The organism is Actinomycetota bacterium, from assembly GCA_019347575.1.
GTDB lineage: Bacteria > Actinomycetota > Nitriliruptoria > Nitriliruptorales > Nitriliruptoraceae > JAHWKY01.
In genome coordinates this window covers 19,498-38,708 of record JAHWKY010000002.1, presented here as the reverse complement: position 1 = coordinate 38,708, position 19,211 = coordinate 19,498, and the positions used below count along the sequence as shown (strand labels likewise).

At 72.8% G+C, this 19,211-nt stretch carries 14 protein-coding genes and 1 tRNA gene; 7 read left to right on the top strand and 8 right to left on the bottom strand.

The features are described from left to right. Positions 1-8: 8 nt before the first annotated feature. The 4 genes from KY469_01500 to KY469_01485 form a co-directional block, all read right to left on the bottom strand. Positions 9-842 carry a universal stress protein gene (locus KY469_01500; GenBank protein ID MBW3661746.1) on the bottom strand — a complete coding sequence of 278 codons (834 nt, stop codon included), beginning with the start codon at positions 840-842 and terminating at the stop codon, positions 9-11. A 169-nt stretch (positions 843-1,011) separates the two neighbouring features. Next, entirely contained in the window at positions 1,012-1,779 is a 768-nt protein-coding gene (locus KY469_01495; GenBank protein ID MBW3661745.1) for an SDR family oxidoreductase, read from the bottom strand. Positions 1,780-2,288: 509 nt separating this feature from the next. Next, a complete protein-coding gene (locus KY469_01490; protein MBW3661744.1) occupies positions 2,289-2,465 on the bottom strand; it encodes a hypothetical protein in 177 nt (58 codons plus the stop codon). 184 nt (positions 2,466-2,649) lie between these two features. Next, positions 2,650-7,116 carry a DEAD/DEAH box helicase gene (locus KY469_01485; protein ID MBW3661743.1) on the bottom strand — a complete coding sequence of 1,489 codons (4,467 nt, stop codon included), beginning with the start codon at positions 7,114-7,116 and terminating at the stop codon, positions 2,650-2,652. Positions 7,117-7,195: 79 nt separating this feature from the next. Between KY469_01485 and KY469_01480 the strand changes: the two genes are divergently transcribed. From KY469_01480 to KY469_01470, 3 genes are all read left to right on the top strand, one after another. Next, positions 7,196-7,963, top strand: a complete 768-nt coding sequence (locus tag KY469_01480) for a 3-hydroxyacyl-CoA dehydrogenase (GenBank protein ID MBW3661742.1) — start codon at positions 7,196-7,198, stop codon at positions 7,961-7,963. A gap of 137 nt (positions 7,964-8,100) precedes the next feature. Then, positions 8,101-9,828 (top strand): hypothetical protein, encoded by a 1,728-nt coding sequence (locus KY469_01475; protein MBW3661741.1) that lies wholly within the window; start codon positions 8,101-8,103, stop codon positions 9,826-9,828. A 79-nt stretch (positions 9,829-9,907) separates the two neighbouring features. Continuing rightward, entirely contained in the window at positions 9,908-11,080 is a 1,173-nt protein-coding gene (locus tag KY469_01470; GenBank protein MBW3661740.1) for an adenylate/guanylate cyclase domain-containing protein, read from the top strand. Positions 11,081-11,100: 20 nt separating this feature from the next. On the opposite strand, the gene KY469_01465 is transcribed toward KY469_01470, so the two are convergent. The 3 genes from KY469_01465 to KY469_01455 are packed head-to-tail and all read right to left on the bottom strand — an operon-like array spanning position 11,101 to position 13,080. Continuing rightward, on the bottom strand, positions 11,101-11,937 hold the full coding sequence (locus KY469_01465) for a 1,4-dihydroxy-6-naphthoate synthase (protein MBW3661739.1): 837 nt from the start codon (positions 11,935-11,937) through the stop codon (positions 11,101-11,103). Continuing rightward, positions 11,934-12,644: a futalosine hydrolase gene (gene mqnB / locus KY469_01460; protein ID MBW3661738.1), complete on the bottom strand. Its 711-nt coding sequence runs from the start codon at positions 12,642-12,644 to the stop codon at positions 11,934-11,936. The genes KY469_01465 and mqnB overlap by 4 nt, the downstream gene beginning before the upstream one ends. 7 nt (positions 12,645-12,651) lie before the next feature. Further along, on the bottom strand, positions 12,652-13,080 hold the full coding sequence (locus KY469_01455) for a hypothetical protein (protein MBW3661737.1): 429 nt from the start codon (positions 13,078-13,080) through the stop codon (positions 12,652-12,654). A 154-nt stretch (positions 13,081-13,234) separates the two neighbouring features. Between KY469_01455 and KY469_01450 the strand changes: the two genes are divergently transcribed. Further along, the gene (locus KY469_01450) at positions 13,235-15,271 is read left to right on the top strand and encodes a cell wall-binding repeat-containing protein (GenBank protein ID MBW3661736.1); all 2,037 of its coding nucleotides are present in this window, start codon (positions 13,235-13,237) and stop codon (positions 15,269-15,271) included. Positions 15,272-15,329: 58 nt separating this feature from the next. After that, positions 15,330-16,808: a wax ester/triacylglycerol synthase family O-acyltransferase gene (locus KY469_01445; protein MBW3661735.1), complete on the top strand. Its 1,479-nt coding sequence runs from the start codon at positions 15,330-15,332 to the stop codon at positions 16,806-16,808. A gap of 20 nt (positions 16,809-16,828) precedes the next feature. Here the strand turns inward: KY469_01445 and KY469_01440 are convergent, their stop codons facing one another. Further along, a complete protein-coding gene (locus KY469_01440; protein ID MBW3661734.1) occupies positions 16,829-17,779 on the bottom strand; it encodes a hypothetical protein in 951 nt (316 codons plus the stop codon). Between the two features lie 68 nt (positions 17,780-17,847). Here KY469_01440 and dut point away from each other — a divergent pair, with 68 nt between their 5' ends. Together dut and KY469_01430 are read left to right on the top strand one after the other, a co-directional pair. Further along, positions 17,848-18,285: a dUTP diphosphatase gene (gene dut / locus KY469_01435; GenBank protein MBW3661733.1), complete on the top strand. Its 438-nt coding sequence runs from the start codon at positions 17,848-17,850 to the stop codon at positions 18,283-18,285. A gap of 81 nt (positions 18,286-18,366) precedes the next feature. Beyond that, positions 18,367-18,442, top strand: a tRNA-Gly gene (locus KY469_01430). Positions 18,443-19,211: the final 769 nt, after the last annotated feature.

The following is a 19,211-nucleotide window of genomic DNA, read 5'->3' as shown; positions in this document are numbered from 1 at the left end:
CTGAGCCGTCAGCTCGTCCGGACGACGAGCACGTCACACGGCGCCCCGTGCGTGACCCGATCGGGTACACACCCCCCCAGCAGCCGCGGTGTCGTGCTCATCCCGACGTTGCCGACGACGATGAGCTGTGCGTCGTGCGAGACGGCTGTCTCGCACAGTCCTTGTGCGACATCGTGGGCCACGACCACGTGCGTCTTGGGCTCCACGCCGCACGACCGCGCGACCTCGGCGGCGACCTCGAGATGACCGACGTCGTCGTGCCCGTCGGTGACGGTGGCGATGAGCAGCTCGGCGCCGGTAGCGCGCGCCAGCTCGGCAGCCGCGTGGGTCGCGCGCGCAGCGGACTCGGTGGCGTCGACGCCAACCAGCAGACGCGTGTAGTCGGGCAGCTCGGATCGGGGCGTCAGCGCCTCCTCGTGACGACCGTCGGTCGAGTGCACGATCAGCAGATCGGTCGGCGGGCGGTGCGACAGCTCGTCGGGCACCGAACCCATGAGACGGCGACGGACCGACCCCATCCCGCGGTTGCCGACGACGACGAGGTGCGCGCCGGAACGCACCGCGGCGTCCTCGAGCACCTCGACGACGTCGCCGGCCCGCAGGATCGTGGTGAGACCGACGGTCTCGTAGCGCCGCCTCGCCGCGTCGAGTACGACGCGGCCCTGGCGGGCGGGGTCGAGCGGTTCGCCCCCCAGCAGCGGTCCGGGCACCCCCCTGGTGTCGGCGTACGCGTGGACGACCAGCACCTCGCTGTCGTCAGCGTCCGCCACCCGGACCGCCCGCTCGACCGCGAGCTGTGCGCTCGGCGAGCCGTCGGTCCCTACCACGATCGTTCCCGGCATCCCAGGTGCCTCCCTGCAACGTGGGACCATCATCACCTGAGCAGCTGGGGAGCTCTGCGGCCCAGGACGCACCCCGGGTGTGTCGTTGTGCACATCTGGAGCGGACACCGACGCCGGGGCGGGGGTCGCGGCGTGGGGTAGCCGTCGTGCCGCGCGTCGCCACGCCCGCTCACCTCAGGAGCCGGCCCTCCATCCCGCCCGCGACCGTGATCAGCTCGCCCGTCACGTGCCCGGCAGCGGTCGGGGACAGCAGGAAGGCGACCGCGGCCGCGACGTCCTGGGGCGTGGCCACCTTGCGCAGCGGCATCGTCGCCGTCACGCGGTCGATGGTCGCCTGGTCGAGGTCGCGGGTGGTCATCGGTGACACGGTCCAGCCCGGCGCGACCGCGTTCACGCGCACGCCCGGCCCGAGTGCGACCACCTCGTTCTTGAGCGACAGCAGCAGCCCGTACGCCATCGCGGCCTTCGCGGCGGCGTAGTCGGCGTGGCCGGCCTCGCCGAAGCGTCCCGCCGTGGACGCGGTCATCACCAGCGAGCCGTGGCCCACCGTGCGCACGTGTCGCAGGTACGCGCGGGCGGTGAGGAACGTCGCGGTGAGGTTGGCGTCGAGCGTCGCGCGCCAGCGGTCCAGGTCCATGTCGACCACCGGCACGTCCTCGCGGGGCCACACGCCCGCGTTGGCCACACAACCGTCGAGGCGCCCCCTCGGGGCGCCGGCCTCGGCGACAACGCGCGCGACCTCGACCTCGTCGCGCAGATCGCCTGCGACCACGTGGCCGGCGATCTCGGCCGCGACCTCTTCGGCGGCGTCGCGGTTGCGGTGGTAGTGCACCGCAACGTGGGCGCCCTCGGCGGCCAGCGTCCGGGCGACCGCGGAGCCGATGCCTCCGGATGCCCCCGTCACCAGGATGGTGGTGCCGTCCAGCCCGAGGTCCATCAGCCGAACCGCCTCCCACCGACCGCGCCCGAACCCTAGCCACCGGGGTAGAGGCTCCTGTGCCACCGGTACCACACCACCGCCCCGGCGGTCACCAGGAACAGCAGCACCAGCCCCGCACCGCCCGCATCCATGGGGACGGAGGGTACGGGGCGCCCACCCGAGCGTGTGCAGATGGACCCGCGAGGCGGGCCTGGATGCACACGCTGGAGGTTGCGGGGACGAGCGTGTGCAGATGGACCCGCGGGGCGGGCCTGGATGCACACGCTGGAGGTTGCCGGGACGAGCGTGTGCAGATTGACCCGCGGGGCGGGCCTGGATGCACACGCTCAGGTCGGGGCGGGTTGGCAGGCGGGGCACCAGTACCGTGGACGGTCACGCCGCTCCCTGGAACTACAGCGCTGTCGGGGGTGTTAGCGACCGTGTGTACGGATGGCCACCATCGCGGAACAACGCGCCAGCCCCCGGCGTGAACCGGGGGCTGGGACGCGTGGTGTCGCTGGTACGGCCTACAGGTCGTGCGGACGGACCGTGCTGCGCCCGTTCTCCTTGGCGCGGCTGGCCGCTTCCTTCAGCATCGAGTGGATCTTGTCGTTCAAGGCATCGGGCAGGCTGCCGTCCGTGCGCATGCCCTGCTCCTTGATGGCTGCCTTGACCTTGCTCGTCACGATGACGGATTCCGCCATGGTCGGTGCTCTCCTTCGTATCGGAGGTGGATCGCGGTTCGAGCCTACGCCACGTCCGGCGCCGTTCGGCGCATCTGCTGCACGTTCTGCGGGGGTTGGGGGCGGTTCCGGTGCTCCACCGGCGGGCGGGCGCGCGCTCGCGGCAGCGCCCGTGCCGTCGCGTCTGCTCGCGCAACGCGGCCGGTCAACCGCGATACGTGAGCCCTTGAGGACTGTCCGTGAAGCCGACCCGACGCAGCGTGTCCGTCACGGGTGATCGGTGCGGTTCGTCACCGTCGATGCGGCTCAGCGCGATGCGGCGCAGGCGGCCCTCCTTGACCAGCGTGGCCAGCGTGTCCGCCCAGCGCTCACCGCGCTCCACGGCCCCGTAGGTGAGCAGAGAGCGCGCACCACGCTCCAGGAACGCCGCCGGCGCCCCGCCGTCGAGCACCACGTACGCCCCCGCGCTGCGTGACGGCCGCCCCGCATCCTCCGGCCGATCCGGCCACGGCAGGGCGGCGCCGTAGGGCTGCGCCGGGTCGGTCGCGGCCAGCGCCAGGCAGTCGCCGGGATCGGCATCGCGCTCGCCGCGCAGACGGTCCACCGCGCCCGGGACGGCGAACTGGGCCGCCCCGAGCCCGGCGACGAAGTAGCCGCGCCGCAACTGGCCCGCCTCCTCGAGCGCGCGCAGGACCGGGTAGACGCCGGCGAAGCCCCCCGGCGTGCCCTCGGCGCGGACCGCCTCGCGGGTCACGACGCCGTAGCGGTCGAGCAGGCGCGACGCGAGGGCGTGGGCGACCTCCGTCGACGTCGGTTCCGGCTGCAGCAGCGGTGCGACCAGCGACCAGCGACCCGACGCCGGGGCGGGAGCGGCCCGTCGCGGGCGCCGGGGACGGCTCCGTCGCGGCCGACGGCGCCGGCGACGGGCGCGGACCGGCACGAGCGTGTCGTTGGTCACCTCGCCGGCCCACACCAGGTCCCACAGCGCCTCGAGCACCTCCGTGGGATCGACCGGCCCCGCCGCGGCGAGCAGGTCGGCCCAGAAGGAGGCGCCGCGGTCGTCGAGGTGATCGCGGATGACCGCGTGGAGGGGCCCGTCGGGCACGTCGTCCGTGGCCAGCAGCGGACCGAGCAGCGGCGCCTGGTCGCGGTACGCGAGCACGATCCGACCGTCGTCGGCGCCGAGGCTGCCCGCGCCGATCCACACGATCTCGCCGGTGGCACAGAGCTGGTCGAGGTCGGCCTCGCGGTAGTCGGCGACGCGGGCCGACAGGACGTCGCGTTCGAGCACCGAGGCGGGGATGGCCGCCCCCTCGAGCCGGCCGACCGTCTCGTACAGCGCGTCGGGTCCACGGCGGCGGCGGTCGAGGCCGTGCCACGCCGGCAGGAACCGGCCGTAGGCCTCGGCGTCGACCGGCTCGATCTCGCGGCGGAGCGCCGCCAGCGAGCGGCGCCGCAGCCGCCGCAGGACGTCGACGTCGCACCACTCGCGCTCGACGCCACCGGGGCGGAACTCCCCCTGCACGATGCGGTCCGCCTCCTGCAACCGCGCCAGCACGGGACGGACGCGCTCGACCGGGACGCCGAGACGGGCCACGAGCTGGCGCGTGAGGAAGGGGCCGTGGGTGCGGGCGTAGCGGCCGACGAGCTGGTCCAGCGGCAGGTCCACGGGCTCGGTGAAGGCTGCGGGCAGGCCCGGCGGCAACGCCACGCCGAGCGCGTCGCGGTAGCGGGCGGCGTCCTCGGCAGCGGCGACCCGATCCTCGTCCGCGACGCGGATGCGGATGGCGCGCCGTTCGGTGACGAGCTGGTCGATCCACGCGGTCGGATCGGACGCGCTGCGCACCGCGAGCTCGGCCGGTGTCAGGTCACCGAGGACCCGCAGCAGGTCGGCGAGCTCGTCGGCGTTCCGCGCGCGCCGGTCGTCGGTGAGATGCTGCAGCTCCAGCTCGAGCTGGTCCAGCACGTCGGCGTCGAGCAGCTCGCGCAGCTCCTCGCCTCCAAGCAGCTCGCGGAGCAGGTCGCGGTCGAGCGCGAGCGCGGCAGCCCGCCGCTCGGCGAGCGGGGCGTCGTACTCGTACATGTAGGTGCCGACCCAGCTGAACAGCAGGGACTGGGCGAAGGGGGAGGCGTGCTCGGTGTCGACCGCGACCAGCCGGACCCGCCTCGAGCGCAGGTCGGTCAGCAGCTCCTTCAGGGCGGGCAGGTCGAACACGTCCTGCAGGCACTCCCGCGTCGCCTCGAGCGTGATGGGGAACTGCGGGTACGCCGCCGCGACCTTCAGCAGGTTCGCGGCGCGTTGGCGCTGCTGCCACAGCGCCGTGCGTTCGCCGGGGCGGCGCTTGGGCAGCAGCAGGGCACGCCCCGCCGCCTCCCGGAAGACGGTCGTGAACAGTGCGGTGCCGGCGAGCTGGCCGACCACCAGCGGCTCGACCTCGTCGGGATCGGTCTGCAGCAGCTCGAGTGGCAGCTCCTCGACCGCCTCCTGCAGGCGCAGCACGATGCCGTCGTCGCTCCACAGGATCTCGGCGTCCAGCCCCGCCCGGAGCAGCTGCGCCTCGATGGCCATCGCCCACGGGGCGTGTACCTGCGCCCCGTGCGGCGAGTGGATGCACACGCGCCAGTCCCCGATCTCGTCACGGAAGCGCTCGACGAGCACGGTGCGGTCGTCGGGGACCGAACCGGTCACCTCGGCCTGCTCGTCGAGGTAGTCGAGGAGGTTGCCGGCCGCCCACGGGTCGAGGCCGTGGTGCCGCTGCAGCGTGGCGAGCGCCTCGTCGCGCGGGGCGGCCCGGACCTCGCGGACGAACGCCCCGATGGCGCGGCCCAGCTCGTAGGGCCGCCCCGGGCCGTCGCCGTGCCAGAACGGCAGCTTCCCGGGCTCGCCGGGGGCGGGGGTGACGACAACACGCTCGTGGGTGATGTCCTCGATGCGCCAGGTGGACGCTCCGAGGATGAAGGTCTCGCCGGGGCGGCTCTCGTGGACCATCTCCTCGTCGAGCTCGCCGACGCGCGTGCCGTCGGGGAGGAACACGCCGAACAGGCCGCGGTCGGGGATGGTGCCGGGGTTGGTGACGGCGAGCCGCTGCGCACCGGGGCGGCCACGGACGATCCTGCCGATGCGGTCCCAGACGATGCGGGGGCGCAGCTCGGAGAACTCCTCGGACGGGTAGCGGCCCGCGAGCAGGTCGAGGACGGCGTGGAGCACCTCGTCGGTCAACTCGGTGAAGTTGGCGGCGCGGCGGACCACGCGGGCGAGGTCGTCGACCGTCCACTCGTCCATCGCCGCCATCGCGACGACGTGCTGGGCCAGCACGTCGAGAGGGTTACGTGGGTAGCGCGTCGCCTCGATCTGCCCGTCGAGCATGCGCTGGACGACGACCGCGGTCTCGACCAGATCACCGCGGTACTTGGGGAACAGCTTGCCGCGGCTGGGCTCGCCGACCTGGTGTCCCGCACGACCGATGCGCTGCAGACCCCGCGCGACCGAGCCGGGGGAGGCGACCTGCACCACGAGGTCGACGGCGCCCATGTCGATGCCGAGCTCGAGGGAGCTGGTCGCGACCAGCGCCCGGAGGTGACCGGCCTTGAGCTGGTCCTCGATGTCGGTGCGGCGCTCGCGGCTCAGCGAACCGTGGTGGGCGGCGACCAGCCCGGCCAGCGCGGCCGACTCCTCGTCGTCGGACTCGAGCGCGAGCTCGTTGAGACGCGCCGCGAGGCGCTCGGCGAGACGCCGGGCGTTGACGAACACGAGGGTCGAGCGGTGCTGCTTGACCAGCTCGAGCAGGCGGGGGTGGATGGCGGGCCAGATGCTCTTGCGGGTCGGTCCGCTCGCGGCGGGTCCGTCGGTGTCCGGGATCACCGACCCCAGGTCGCCCATGTCCTGCAGCGGCACGACGACCTCGACGTCGAGCTCCTTGCTGACTCCGGCGTCGACGATCGTGACGGGGCGGGCCTCGAGCCGGTCGTCCTCGATCCAGCGCGACCCGCCGAGGAAGCGGGCGATCTCGTCGAGGGGCTTCTGCGTCGCGGACAGACCGATGCGCTGCGGGGGCCGGTCGGTCAACTCCTCGAGCCGTTCCAGCGACAGCGCCAGGTGCGCCCCCCGCTTGGTCCCGGCGACCGCGTGGATCTCGTCGATGATGACGGTGTCGACCGAGGCGAACCGTTCGCGCACCTTCGAGGTCAGCATGAGGAAGAGGGACTCGGGCGTCGTGATGAGGATGTCCGGGGGGTGGCGCTGGATGCGTCGGCGCTTATCCGCGGGGGTGTCGCCGGTGCGGATCGCGACCTCGGGGGCGTGCACGTCGACGCCGAGGCGCTCGCCGGCGAGGGCGACGCCGCGCAGCGGGGCGCGCAGGTTGCGGTCGATGTCGACGGCGAGCGCTCGCAGCGGTGACACGTAGACGACCCGCAGGCGCCGGTCGTCGTCAGGAGGCGGCTCGCGCGTGAGCTGGTCGAGGGTCCACAGGAACGCGGCCAGGGTCTTGCCCGAGCCGGTCGGGGCGAGGATCAGGCTGTGCTCGCCGGACGCGATGGCGGGCCAGCCCCGCGACTGTGCCGGGGTGGGCTCCGCGAAGGTGGTGGCGAACCAGGTCCGGACGGGCTCGGAGAACCCGAGTTCGTCGAGGACGGCGTGCGGGCCGGTCGGGGTGGCGGGGTGGTCGGGCACGCCCCGACCGTACCCCGCCGCTGCGACACCGCCGACCTCCGCACCTCTACCCTCGCCCGCCAACGACGAGGAGGCGTGCGTGGACGTGTCGGGTCGGACGGCGATCGTCACCGGCGGAGCGTCAGGTCTCGGCAACGCGACGACGCGGGCGCTGCACGGGGCGGGCGCGAACGTGGTGCTGCTCGACCTGCCGGAGTCGGCCGGTGCCGACCGAGCGTCCGAGCTGGGGGATCGCGCCGCGTTCGCCCCGGCGGACGTGCGCGACCCGGACGCCGTGACCGACGCCCTCGATCTCGCCACGGAACGGTTCGGCGGGATCGACATCGCGGTGAGCTGCGCCGGGATCGGCCCGCCCCAGCGGATCGTCGGCCGTGATGGCCCCCACGATCTGGACCAGTTCAAGCTCGTGGTCGAGATCAACCTCGTCGGCACGTTCAACGTGCTGCGTCTGGCGGCCGTACGGATGGCCGAGCGCGACCCGGACGCCGATGGCCAGCGGGGGGTGATCGTCAACACCGCGTCGATCGCGGCGTTCGAGGGCCAGATCGGCCAGGCCGCATACAGCGCCAGCAAGGGCGGGATCGTCGGGATGACGCTCCCGGCGGCACGGGACCTCGCCCGCTACGGGATCCGCGTCGTCACCATCGCGCCGGGCACGTTCGACACGCCCCTGTTGGCGATGCTGCCGCAGGAGGCCCGCGACGAGCTCGCCGCGGCGATCCCCAACCCGCCCCGACTCGGCGGCCCCGACGAGTTCGGGGCGCTGGTCCTGCACATCGCGCAGAACGACTACCTCAACGGGGAGGTCATCCGCCTCGACGGCGCCCTCCGCATGGCGCCCCGCTGACCCGACGCCGCCCGCCCCGCTGCACCGCCGAGCCGAAGGCCCCGCGCGTGCGCTAGCAGGAGTTCGCGCCCCGGGCGTCGAAGCGGTGACAAGGCCGTCAAGCCCACCCTCCGACCTAACGTCCAGGACGCCCAGATATGAACCTCCGTCGCCACGCACGCCGCTTCCTCGTCGCCGCGCTCGCGGCTGCCGTGCCCGTCGCGGGCGCCGTCGCCGGCACAGTGACCGCCCCGACCGCTCCACTCACCCCCACCGAGGTGACCGCGGCCGAGCGGGCCGACACCGCCCCGAGGGCGCCCGACGTCGCCGCCGACGCCGCCGCGCCGGGCCTCGACACCTCCGGGCTCGACGAGCTGCTCGACAGCGCCGCCCTCCAGGACGGCCAGGTTCTCGTCGGGGCGCACAAGGTGTCGCTGTACCCCGACCCGGAGGCGTACGAGGAGGAGTTCCCCGGGGCGCGCTGGGAGACCGACCACGGCAAGTGCGCCACGCTGTCCGACTCGTTCTTCGAGGAGTTCGTCGAGGACCCCGAGCACGCGCACCTCGTCACCTCGACCACGAGCCCGTGGCCGGAGAACCCCGACTGCATCTACAGCGGTGGCTTCGGGCTCGGACCGATGAACCCACTCACCGAGTGGGATCTCGCGCCCGGCGATCCCGGCTACGAGGACAGCGGCTTCGGTGAGGACGGCGATCCCACCACCGGCAACGGTCTGTGGGTGCGCTCGGTCGCGCTCAGCGACGGTGACGACACCTTCGTCCTCACGGTGATCGACGCCGAGGGCTACCTGTACGACTACCAGAGCAAGTGCGACGACTGCGGCATCAAGCAGCTCCAGCAGGAGCTGGGCGTCGAGCTCGACGTCGACCCGGCCGGCATCATCATCCACGCGACCCACGCCCACAGCGCCATGGACTACCTCGGGGGCTGGGGGTTCGTGCCCGACTGGTACATGGCGCAGACCGTCGATGCCATCCGCGAGAGCGTCCGTGGCGCCGTCGAGGCTGCTCGCCCCGCGGTCGTCGAGATCGGTGAGCAGGAGGCACGCGCGCACAACAGCGAGCGCCGCGACACCTACCGCTCGGCAGAGGAGCAGCAGCTGTCCTGGCTGCGCGCGCTCGACGCTGAGACCGGCAAGACGATCGCCACCGTCGGAACCTTCGCCGGGCACCCGACCACCCGCGGCAGTGGTGCCAGCCGAGCGCACGCGGACTGGCCGGGGGTCTTCGCGACGACCGTCGAGCAGCGCTTCGGCGGGATCGGCCTGCACTTCATGACCGGCCTGGGCAACATGTCCACCCGCGGCGGCACCGCCATGGGTCACGCGCTGGCGCAGCGCGTCCCCGAGATCGGCGCGGGCACGACGCTGACCGACAACGACGTCCGCGTGGCCGGCGCGACGTGGGTCCAGCCGGTGACCAACGCCCCGCTGTCCGCCCTCGGCCTCCCCGGCTTCTTCGACCGCGAGTTCGTGCCCGGTCCGGTATCGATCCGGACCGGCAAGGAACCCGACTCCGCCCCGTGCACGTCGGCGTCGGCCTTCGGTGTCGAGCTGCCGGTCTCGGCGGCGCGCATCGGCACCCAGTTCGCGCTGACCACCGCGCCAGGTGAGGTGTTCGCCAACCTCACCAACACGATCAAGGAGAAGTCCGGGGCGCTGGTCACGATGCCGATCGGACAGACCAACGACTCGCTGGGCTACATGCCGCAGGACTTCGAGATGAGCATGGTCGGTCAACAGGGCCTGGGCTTCGTCGCCGGGGGCGTGCTGATCGTCAACTACGAGGACAGCTACGCGATCGACCACTGCACCGGCGACCACGTCCTCGAGACGTCGATCCAGCTGCTCGACGATCTGAGGTAGCCCGCTCCGCCCCTACCCTCTCTACCCTGACGCCGCCCCGATCGGGGCGGCGTCACTTTCCGAGGAGGTAGGAGCGACCGTGGTCGACGACCATGTGCCTGCGCACGCGCGGGACCGTCCCCGCGCGGCGGAGATCACGGGCGAGCTCCCCGCGTTCGTCGCGGACGCCATCGCCGACTCCGCGGTCGAACTCACCGAGGAGGACGAGGAGACGATCGAGGCCCTCGTCAGCCTCGGCGTCGACGAGGACGAGGCCCGTCGGGCGGTGCGCACGGGGCGCGTCCCGCTGGTGCTGACCCAGCAACTGTTCTCCGATCGGCGCAGCTACACGCTCGCCCGCATCGCGGGCAAGTCCGGCGTACCGGAGTCGGTGCTCGGCGAGATCCGTGCCGCGCTCGGCCTGCCAGTGGTCGACCGCTACGGACGCAACGAGCTCGAGTGGGCCCGGGAGGTCGCCAAGCTGCTCGAGACCATCCCCGTCGACACCGTCATCCGTGGCACGCGCAGTCGCGGTCAGGCGGCGTGGTCGATGGCGATGAGCGACCTCGCGCTGATCCGCGACGAGCTGGTGATCCCGCTGCGGCAGTCCGGCGCCGACGACCTCACCGTCGCGGTCGCCCTCGCCGAGATGGCGCGGCGGCTCGAACCCATCTCCGAGAAGCTCGTCGTGGCCACCTACCGCATGGTGCTCGAGCACGTGCTCAGCACCGAGGTCGCCGCACTCGCAGCACGTGGGCACGAGCCCGAGATCGACATCGCGGTCGGCTTCGTCGACGTCGTCGGCTACACCGCCCTGTCGGCGCGCATCGACCCCCAGGGACTCGACGAGGTCCTCGACCGCTTCGAGTCGCGCGTCATCGAGGTGGCCGCATCCGCCCTCGAGGTCGCGGTCGTCAAGTACCTCGGCGACGCCGCCATGCTCGTCGCCCCGGACACCGTCACCCTCGTGCGGGTGCTGCTCGACCTGGTGCGGCCGATCGAGGCGCTCGAGGAGGCCCCCCTGCGGGCCGGCGTCGCTTCCGGCCCCGTCCTGGTCCGTGAGGGCGACTACTACGGCTCCGCCGTGAACCTCGCCGCTCGCTTGACCGACCGCGCCCGCCCGTGGTCGCTGCTCGCGGACCCGACCCTGCAGGACGACCTCGAGGAGCTGTTCGACGTCAAGCGCATCCCGCCGGTGCGGCTCCGCGGCCTTGGGACGCAGCGTCCGCTCGTGGTGCGCTGGCTCGAAGGTCCCACCTCCGAGGAGGAGTGACGGGCGTCACGCGGTCACGCTCAGGGAGGGTTCCCCGCGAACAGCGGGGCGTTGTTCGGAGGCAGCAGGCCCTGCTCCTCGGCACGGGCGAACAGCTCGGCGACCGCCATCTCTCCCTCGTCGCCCACGTCGAGGGAGAAGTCGTTGACGTACAGCTCGATGTGGGCCCGCGTGACCTCGGGATCGGACTCCTGGGCGTGCTCGGCGACGTAGCGGGCGGACTCGTCCGGGTGCTGCTGGGCGTACTCGAGCGAACGGCGGATGCCGTCGTTGACCGCCTCGGCGACGTCGTCACCGAGGCTGCGGCGGATGAGGATGGCGCCGAGCGGCAGCGGCAGGCCGGTCTCCTCCTCCCAGCGCTCGCCCACGTCCATCACCGCCGTCAGCCCGTGCTGGCGGTAGGTGAAGCGCGACTCGTGGATGATCAGGCCCGCGTCGACGTCACCGTGCGCGACCGCTGCCTCGATGTCGTCGTAGCGCATCTCGACGGTCATGACCTCCTGCGGGACCAGCATCCGCAGCAGCAGCGTCGCCGTGGTGAGCCGCCCCGGGATGGCGATGGTCGCCTGCTCGACATCGAGCATCCCGTCGCGCGCCACCAGCAGCGGGCCCACGCCCCGCCCCATCGCCCCACCGGCCCGGAGCGCGACGTACTCGTCGCGGAGGTGGCCGTAGGCGTGGTAGCTGATCTTGGTCAGGTCGAGCCGCGCCTCGGTCGCCCAGCGGTTGAGCGTCTCGACGTCCTCGAGCACCTCGCGGACGGTGACGTCGCCCACCTCGACGAGCCCGTGCGTCAGCGCGTGGAAGATGAAGGTGTCGTTGGGACAGGGGGAGTAACCGAGCTCCAGGTCCTTCACGGGGCGGTCACCTCTGCGATGGTGGGCAGGACACGACGGGCGGCCTCGGCAGCGGCCGTGATGGCGTCGTCGAGACGCCACGCCGCGCGGTCGCGACGGCCGACGACGTTGGACGCGGCGCGGATCTGCACGAACGGGGTGTCGGTGAGCGAGCACACGTGGGCGGCCGCGGCGCCCTCCATCGACTCGACCAGCGGGGCGTAGCGCGCGACGAGGTCGCCGGCGCTGTCGTCGCTGCTGGTCACGGTCTCGAGCGTCACGAACGGTCCCGTCGCTGCACCGAGCGCACTCGCCGCCGCCGCCGTGGCCTCGGGGTGGCAGGGGAAGGTGGCGTCGTGGACCGCGCCGTCGCGCTCGACGAGCGGGAAGCCCAGCTGTGCGGGGCCGATCCAGCCGTCCTCGCTGCGCACGCCGAGGTCGGCGTAGGTGTCGGTGGTCGCCAGGGCGACCTCACCGACGTCCAGCGCAGACTCGAACGCCCCGCCGACGCCGACCTGGACGACCGCGTTGGGCTCGCTGAGCAGCAGTCGCGAGAGGACGAAGGCGCAGCCCGCGCGGCCGATGCCGGTCGTGGCGAGAGCGACGTCGATGCCCGCGATGGAGCCGGCGCCGACCGCGACGCCGTGGACCGTGGCAGGGGAGAGGTCGACCAGCGACGACACCAGCGGAGCGGCCTCGCGGGGTGTGGCGGCGACCACCAAGAGCACGGCCCCGTCACCCGAGCGAGGTGGCGCTGGCCCCGCTGGAGTCGACCCGCCAGGTCTGGAAGGGGATGTCGAAGAACGTGCGCAGCTTCACGGTCGCGGTGCCGGACGCCAGGCCGCTGCGGTCGCCCTCGCAGGCGGCGTCGCCTGACAGCTCGCTGACCGTCGTGCGCTTGGTGATCGTCAGCTGCCAGCTCGACAGCGCCTCGGCGACGGCGGCCTCCGCGCACGCCGCCTCCGCACCTTCCACCGGCGGGGCGCCCGACCACGGGGCGGTGCCGAGGAGGAACGCGGCGCCGATGCCGAGCGCGATCAGCCGCATGACGAGCTTGACCGCCTTGTACGCGATGAACAGCGCGATCACACCGGCGACGATCAGGATCGGTGTCAGCGACCCGCCGCCGAAGACGTCCCCGACGCGCTCCAGCAGGCTCTCCACGCGGCTCCCTCCGATCTACCGGGCCCGCCCGGTCGCGGCGGGTCCGGCCCACGCCCTGCGACGCCGACGTCATAGCTGACGCTGGTCCGTTGGGCGCGGTTCACGTCCACCCCGGCGCGGCGACTACCGTAGCCGCCCGTACCCGAGCCCCCGCGTGCTCCCACCCCCGGACCCGACCTCCCGCGAGGCTGTCATCCTCACCGCGCTCCGACCACCGACGCTCCCGCGCGTGCGTGCGCAGCTGCCGCTGGTGCTCGCGCTCGCGGTGGTCGCGGTGCTGGCGCCGGCCACCGGGGTCGCCGCTGGGGTGCCGGCCGACCTGGTGCCTCCCGCCACGATCCGGGTCTGCACCGACGGAGGGCCCGTGACCGTCGCCTTCGACGAGTACGTCAAGTGGGTCGTGCCCTACGAGTTCGGCGAGAACGGCGCGGACGCGTACCTCCAGGCCGGCGCCGTCGCCGTCAGGAGCTTCGCCTGGTACCACGTCGAGCATCCGACGACGGCCGAGTGCGACGTCTTCGACGACGGGCGCCACCAGCACTACATCCCCGGCAACTCCCAGCGTGACGCGCGCACCGATGCCCTGGTGGACGCGTCGTGGCACCTGCGCCTCGAAGAGCGGGGCGCGCCGGCGTTCGCCCAGTACTGCTCGCGGTCGTGCGACAGCTTCACGCCGGGGCGCCACCTCGATCAGTTCGTGGCGATGGAGCAGGCCGCGAACGGCTGGTCGGCGGCCGACATCCTCGCCCACCACTACCGCGCGCTGGAGGACTACGCGCTCGTCGACTGGCGTCAGGGCTTCGGTCTGACCTGGGACGGCCGCGCCCCGTACGCGCTGGAGTCGAACGCCGACCCGCAGGTATCGATCTCGCTGTCGGGTGTCTCGCCGGGTGACGCCCGGGCGGAGGTCGGGTTGTTCGCGGTCTGCACCATCGAGGGCGGCCTCGCCGCACATCACGTGCAGACCGCCCCGGTGGGCGATGTGGACGGCCGGGCGATCGCGACCTTCGATCGCACCGCGCGGCTGCACGACTGCGCCGAGCGCGAGTTCCACCTGTTCGCGCTGCTGACGATCAACGGCTGGCAGGTCGCCGCCGGCCGCTCGGAGGTGTGGCGTCCGTGGCGCTCCGCCGCGCCTCGCGAGGTCGAGCGGCTGGCCGCCACCGACGACCCCGTCGCCGCCGCCATCGAGCTGTCCCGGGTGCTCTTCGACGACCACGTCGGTCGCCCGTCCGGCGAGGACGGGGGTGAGGTGACCGGCATGCTCCTGCCGCCCGAGCGCGAGACCGACGACGGCACCGCCGATGACGGCACCGTCGACGCGGTCGTGCTCACGCGCAGCGACAAGTACCCCGACGCGCTGGCCGCGGCCGCGCTGGCCGGGACCGAAGCTCCGATCCTGCTCAACCCCGGCGGCCCGGACTCCCGTCTCGACGAGCGTGTCCGCACCGAGATCGATCGGCTTCTGGGTGGTCAGGGCACGGTCCACCTCGTGGGCGGTCCCGCCGCGCTGTCGGAGCACGTCGCGAGGTCGCTTCAGGACGCCGGCTACACGGTCGCACGCCACGGCGGTGACGACCGGGTGGCGACCGCCGTGGCCGTCGCCGATGCCGTCATCGCCGACGGCGGCGATGCCTCGACAGTGCTGCTGGCGCGTGCCTTCCCCGATGGGACCGCCGGCTGGGCCGACGCGATCGCCGTGGGCTCGTACGCCGCCGCGTCCCGTCACCCGGTGCTGCTGACGCGGCCCGAGGCGCTGGCACCCGGCGTCGAGGCGTGGATCGAGGGGGGCGGCAACGGCGTCGCGGAGGTGCTCGTGCTGGGCGGCCCCGTCGCGGTCTCGCCCGCGGCGGCTGGGGCGATCGACGGCGCTCGCGTGACGCGCGTGGCCGGTGCCGTCCGCGACGACACCGCCGTCGCCATCGCCGAGCAGCTGTGGAGCCGCTCCGACGCGCCGCCGGTGCGTGCGGCGCTGATCGACGACATCTTCCGCCCCGGTGCCTGGTCGTTCGCCCTCGCCGCCTCGGTGTACGGGGCGACCGTCGGGGCGCCCCAGCTGGGCGTCACCACCCTCGTCCCCGCCACGTCCACGGGCCGGTGGCTCGACGCCCACCAGGGCTTGCCCGCAGTGGTCGTCGGCGGACACGGCGTGGTCGCCAGCCGGATCGATGGCGACCTGGCCGGAGGCTGAGGCGGTGGGGGTCCGCGTGGACCCCTAAGCTCGGGGTGATCCGACCGGAGGGCCCATCGTGGGCGCAGGGCACGGTGACCGGCTGACCTCGCTCGACGCGTCGTTCCTGCACATGGAGACGTCCACCGTGCACATGCACGTGGGTGGCCTCTTCCTCTTCGACGGCCGCGACGTGCCCGACTTCGACTTCGGCCAGTTCCTGCGGCTGGTCCGCTCGCGGCTGCACCTCGTGCCGCGCTACCGGCAGAAGCTCGCCTACGCCCCGGTGAACCTGCACAACCCCATCTGGATCGACGACTCGTCGTTCGACCTCAGCTTCCACGTCCGCCACGCCGCCCTCCCGGTGCCGGGGACGATGGCACAGCTGATGGAGTACTCGGCGCGGATCCTCAGCCGCCAGCTCGACCGCAACCGGCCGCTGTGGGAGCTGTACGTCATCGAGGGCATCGAGGGCGACCGCTTCGCCATCCTCGGCAAGAACCACCACGCCATGATCGACGGCGTGGCCGGGATCGACATCGCCACCGTGATGCTCGACGTTTCACCCGATTCCGCCACCGACGTGCCGGCACCCGAGCCCTGGAGCCCCGCACCTCCCCCCGCCGACTTCGAACTCGCCTGGGACGCGGTCAAGGACCTGGTCACCGCGCCGCGCGGCATCGTCGACGCCAGCCGCCGGCTCGCCGCGGCCCCGGGCGCCGCCGCGGCCAAGGCGCTGCGGGTGGGGCGGGGCGTCGTCGGTGTGCTGTCGTCCAACCTCCCGCGGCCCGCTCCCCACAGCCCGCTCAACCGCGCACCCGGCCAGCACCGCCGCTTCGCGGTCCAGCGGATGGCGCTGGAGCGGATGAAGGCGGTCAAGAACACCTACGACACGACCGTCAACGATGTCGTGCTCGCGATCACCGCTGACGCGACGGGGAGGTTCCTGCGCTCGCGCGGGACCGACACCGAAGGGCTGTGGCTCAAGGCGATGGTTCCGGTCAGCGTCCGCGTCGACGACCAGCGCGCGGAGCTTGGCAACAAGGTCGCCTCGGTGTTCGTCTCCCTGCCGATGTTCGAGATGGACGCGGTGGAGCGCCTCCGCGTGTGCAGCGAGGCGATGGGCGAGGTCAAGCAGAACCAGCACGCCGTCGGGGCGGACTTCCTCATCGGCCTGACCCAGTTCGCCCCGCCCACCATCCACGCCGCCGCGTCCCGGCTGGCCGCTCGCGCGCGGCTGTTCAACTTCCTGGTGACCAACGTCCCTGGGCCACAGATCCCGATCTACTGCCTCGGGGCGCGGCTGGTCGGGGCGTTCCCGTTCACGCCGCTCGCCCCCAACCACACCTACGCGGTCGGGATCGTGTCGATCGATGGCTGGCTCAACTTCGGGTTCACCGCCGACTGGGACACGCTGCCCGACATCGAGAACGCGACCGGGTTCCTCATCGATGCGATGCAGGAGCTCGAGCGCTCCGCCGAGGCCGCTGACACGCACTCGCAGCTCGCGCGCAGGCGCGACCCGGTCGAGCCGCCTTCGGAGCTGCGCAAGGCCTGACGTCCTGGGGGTCCGGGTGGTCAGGTTGCGCTGGGCGAAGGCGCCGGCGCGAGGACCGCCGGGATGCGGCGCCGCAGCTTCGCGAGGTCGTCGAGCAGTGCCACCGCCATCCGACGTGCAGCACGGCTCGCTGCGACGGCACCGCGGTCGAGGGCCACCTCCGCCCCGGCGGTCGTCGCCGCGGTGAACCCGAACGGATCCGGGCCGCCGAACAGCTCCTCGTAGCGCCGGTTGTAGGCGTCGAGCTCGCCCGCCTCGAGCAAGCCGACGGCCTCGTCGACCCACGCGAGGTTGGCCTCGACGTAGTCGCGGTGCGCCATCGCGTACGGTTCCAGACCGTCGACCTCCACTGCTCGTGAGGTCGCGTCGAGGTAGGCGTGGAGCGGGGCGCGCTCGGCCCTCCAGGCTTCGGCCAGCTCCTGCGGGTCGGTGGAGGGGTCGTGCGACTCGACCAGCTCGACGTAGGCACGCGCTCGCTGCTCGAGCATCACCAGTGCGCTGCTCCACCGCTGCGATACTTCGGTCAGCTCGCGGAGCTGGGTCGCGAGGTCGGCGGCCCGTTCCCGCAAGGAGGTGAGCTCGTCCGCGAGCTGTGCCCCCGGAGTGCCGATGAGGTGGCGCGGGACCTCAGGCGGTTCCAGCTGCGATGCAAGCTCGAGGGCGACGGCAGCCTCCTGCAGTTCCGACTCCAGCCGTTCGCGGTCGGAGATCACGGCGTCCAGCAGCCGCTCGGTGAGGGTCAGGTGCTCCTGGAGGGTGTGCTCGAGCGCGGCGAGGTGCTGGCTCGCAGCTTGGGTCGGGGCGAACAGCTCGTCGCCCCGCGCCGACAGCGCCTGGGAGTAGGCGAAGCTGGCTTCGGCGAGCTCGGCCTCGACGCGCGCATGCTGCTCGCTGCGGACCTGCACCACGCCGAGCACGACCAGGCCGGCGACGAGGCCGGCGATGAGCAGGCGGGTGAGTCGGGGCGGCACGGGATCCGTCGCGGCTAGGGCACGGCGCGACGAGGCTACTGTCGAGCGACGTCAGGCAAGGAGGTGCGGTGGAGCAGGTCGACGTCAAGGTCACCCGACTCGCGGCTGACGTACCGCTGCCGACCTACGCCCACCCCGGCGACGCGGGTCTCGACCTGTCAGCGTCCGAGCCGCTGGTCCTCGGGCCGGGGGAGCGGGGCGCGTGCCCGACCGGGATCGCCGTCGCGATCCCGCCGGGATGGGTCGGCCTCGTGCACCCGCGGTCGGGGCGCGCCATCCGGGAGGGGCTCACGCTCATCAACGCCCCCGGCACGATCGACGCCGGCTACCGCGGCGAGGTCAAGGTGCTGCTGGTCAACCTCGGCGCAGAGGAGGTTCGGATCGAGCGGGGCGATCGTGTCGCCCAGCTGCTGTTACAGCGCGTCGCCCAGGCCCGGCTGGTCGAGGTGGACGAGTTGCCTCGAAGCGAGCGAGGGGCGGGGGGGTTCGGCTCCAGCGGGGCGTGACACCTCGGCGACAACTAGAGCGGAGTCGACAGGGCGGGTTGAGGCGCTACGCGGCGAGTCGGTAGTCTCCCGTCTGCTCACGCGGACGTGGCTCAGCTGGTAGAGCACCACCTTGCCAAGGTGGGGGTCGCGGGTTCGAATCCCGTCGTCCGCTCCACACGATCCCGGCGCGAAAGCGCCGGTTTCCGTGTCTCTGAGCCCTTCTGCGCATGTTCCCCTCGAGTCATCGGTCCGGAAGGTAGCGGCAGCGAGCGGCCCTGGGCGGCATCTACTGCCCTCAGGCTGGGGGAATCCTGGGGGAATCGTCGCGCCGACGCGAGCGACGGCGGTGTCGGGGTGAGGTTCTCGACGCTTGGCAGACCCGGCACGTCTTATCACTCCAGCTGCGACCCGTCCGGGGTGACCGACACGCGTCTCGCCCGCCCCTGACGGGACGTCCCCCTCTGTCGTTGGCACGGAACTGCTCGGCCCGGCCGCCGGGACGGACGGCTGGTCCGTCGCCGGTGGCGCCCCGTTCGTCAGCCTCGCCGCCGCCGCGCTGACCGGTCGTCGCACGCCCGTCATCATCACTGTGGCTGTGCTGTCGCTGGGTGACGCTCGCGCGCGGCCTGCTGTCTGACCTGCACACCGTCGGCGCGAGTGTTGGGACGATCCTGGTGTTCGTCTTCGGAGGCCTCGCGTTGCTGTGGCTGGTCCGGATCGTGCAGCGGGGCGAGCAGGAACGCAGCGCGTTGCGTGAGGAGGTCACCGCAGCCGAGCGCGAGCGGGCGGTCGCTGTGGAACGTGCCGAATCCGCCGCACGACTCCACGACTCCGTCCTGCAGTCGTTGGCGGTGATCGCGCGTGTGGACGACGCGCCGAAGCGCGCGAGTTCGCCGCGGACGCATCCTCGCAGCTGCGCGTGTGGTTGCGCCCGACCGCACCAA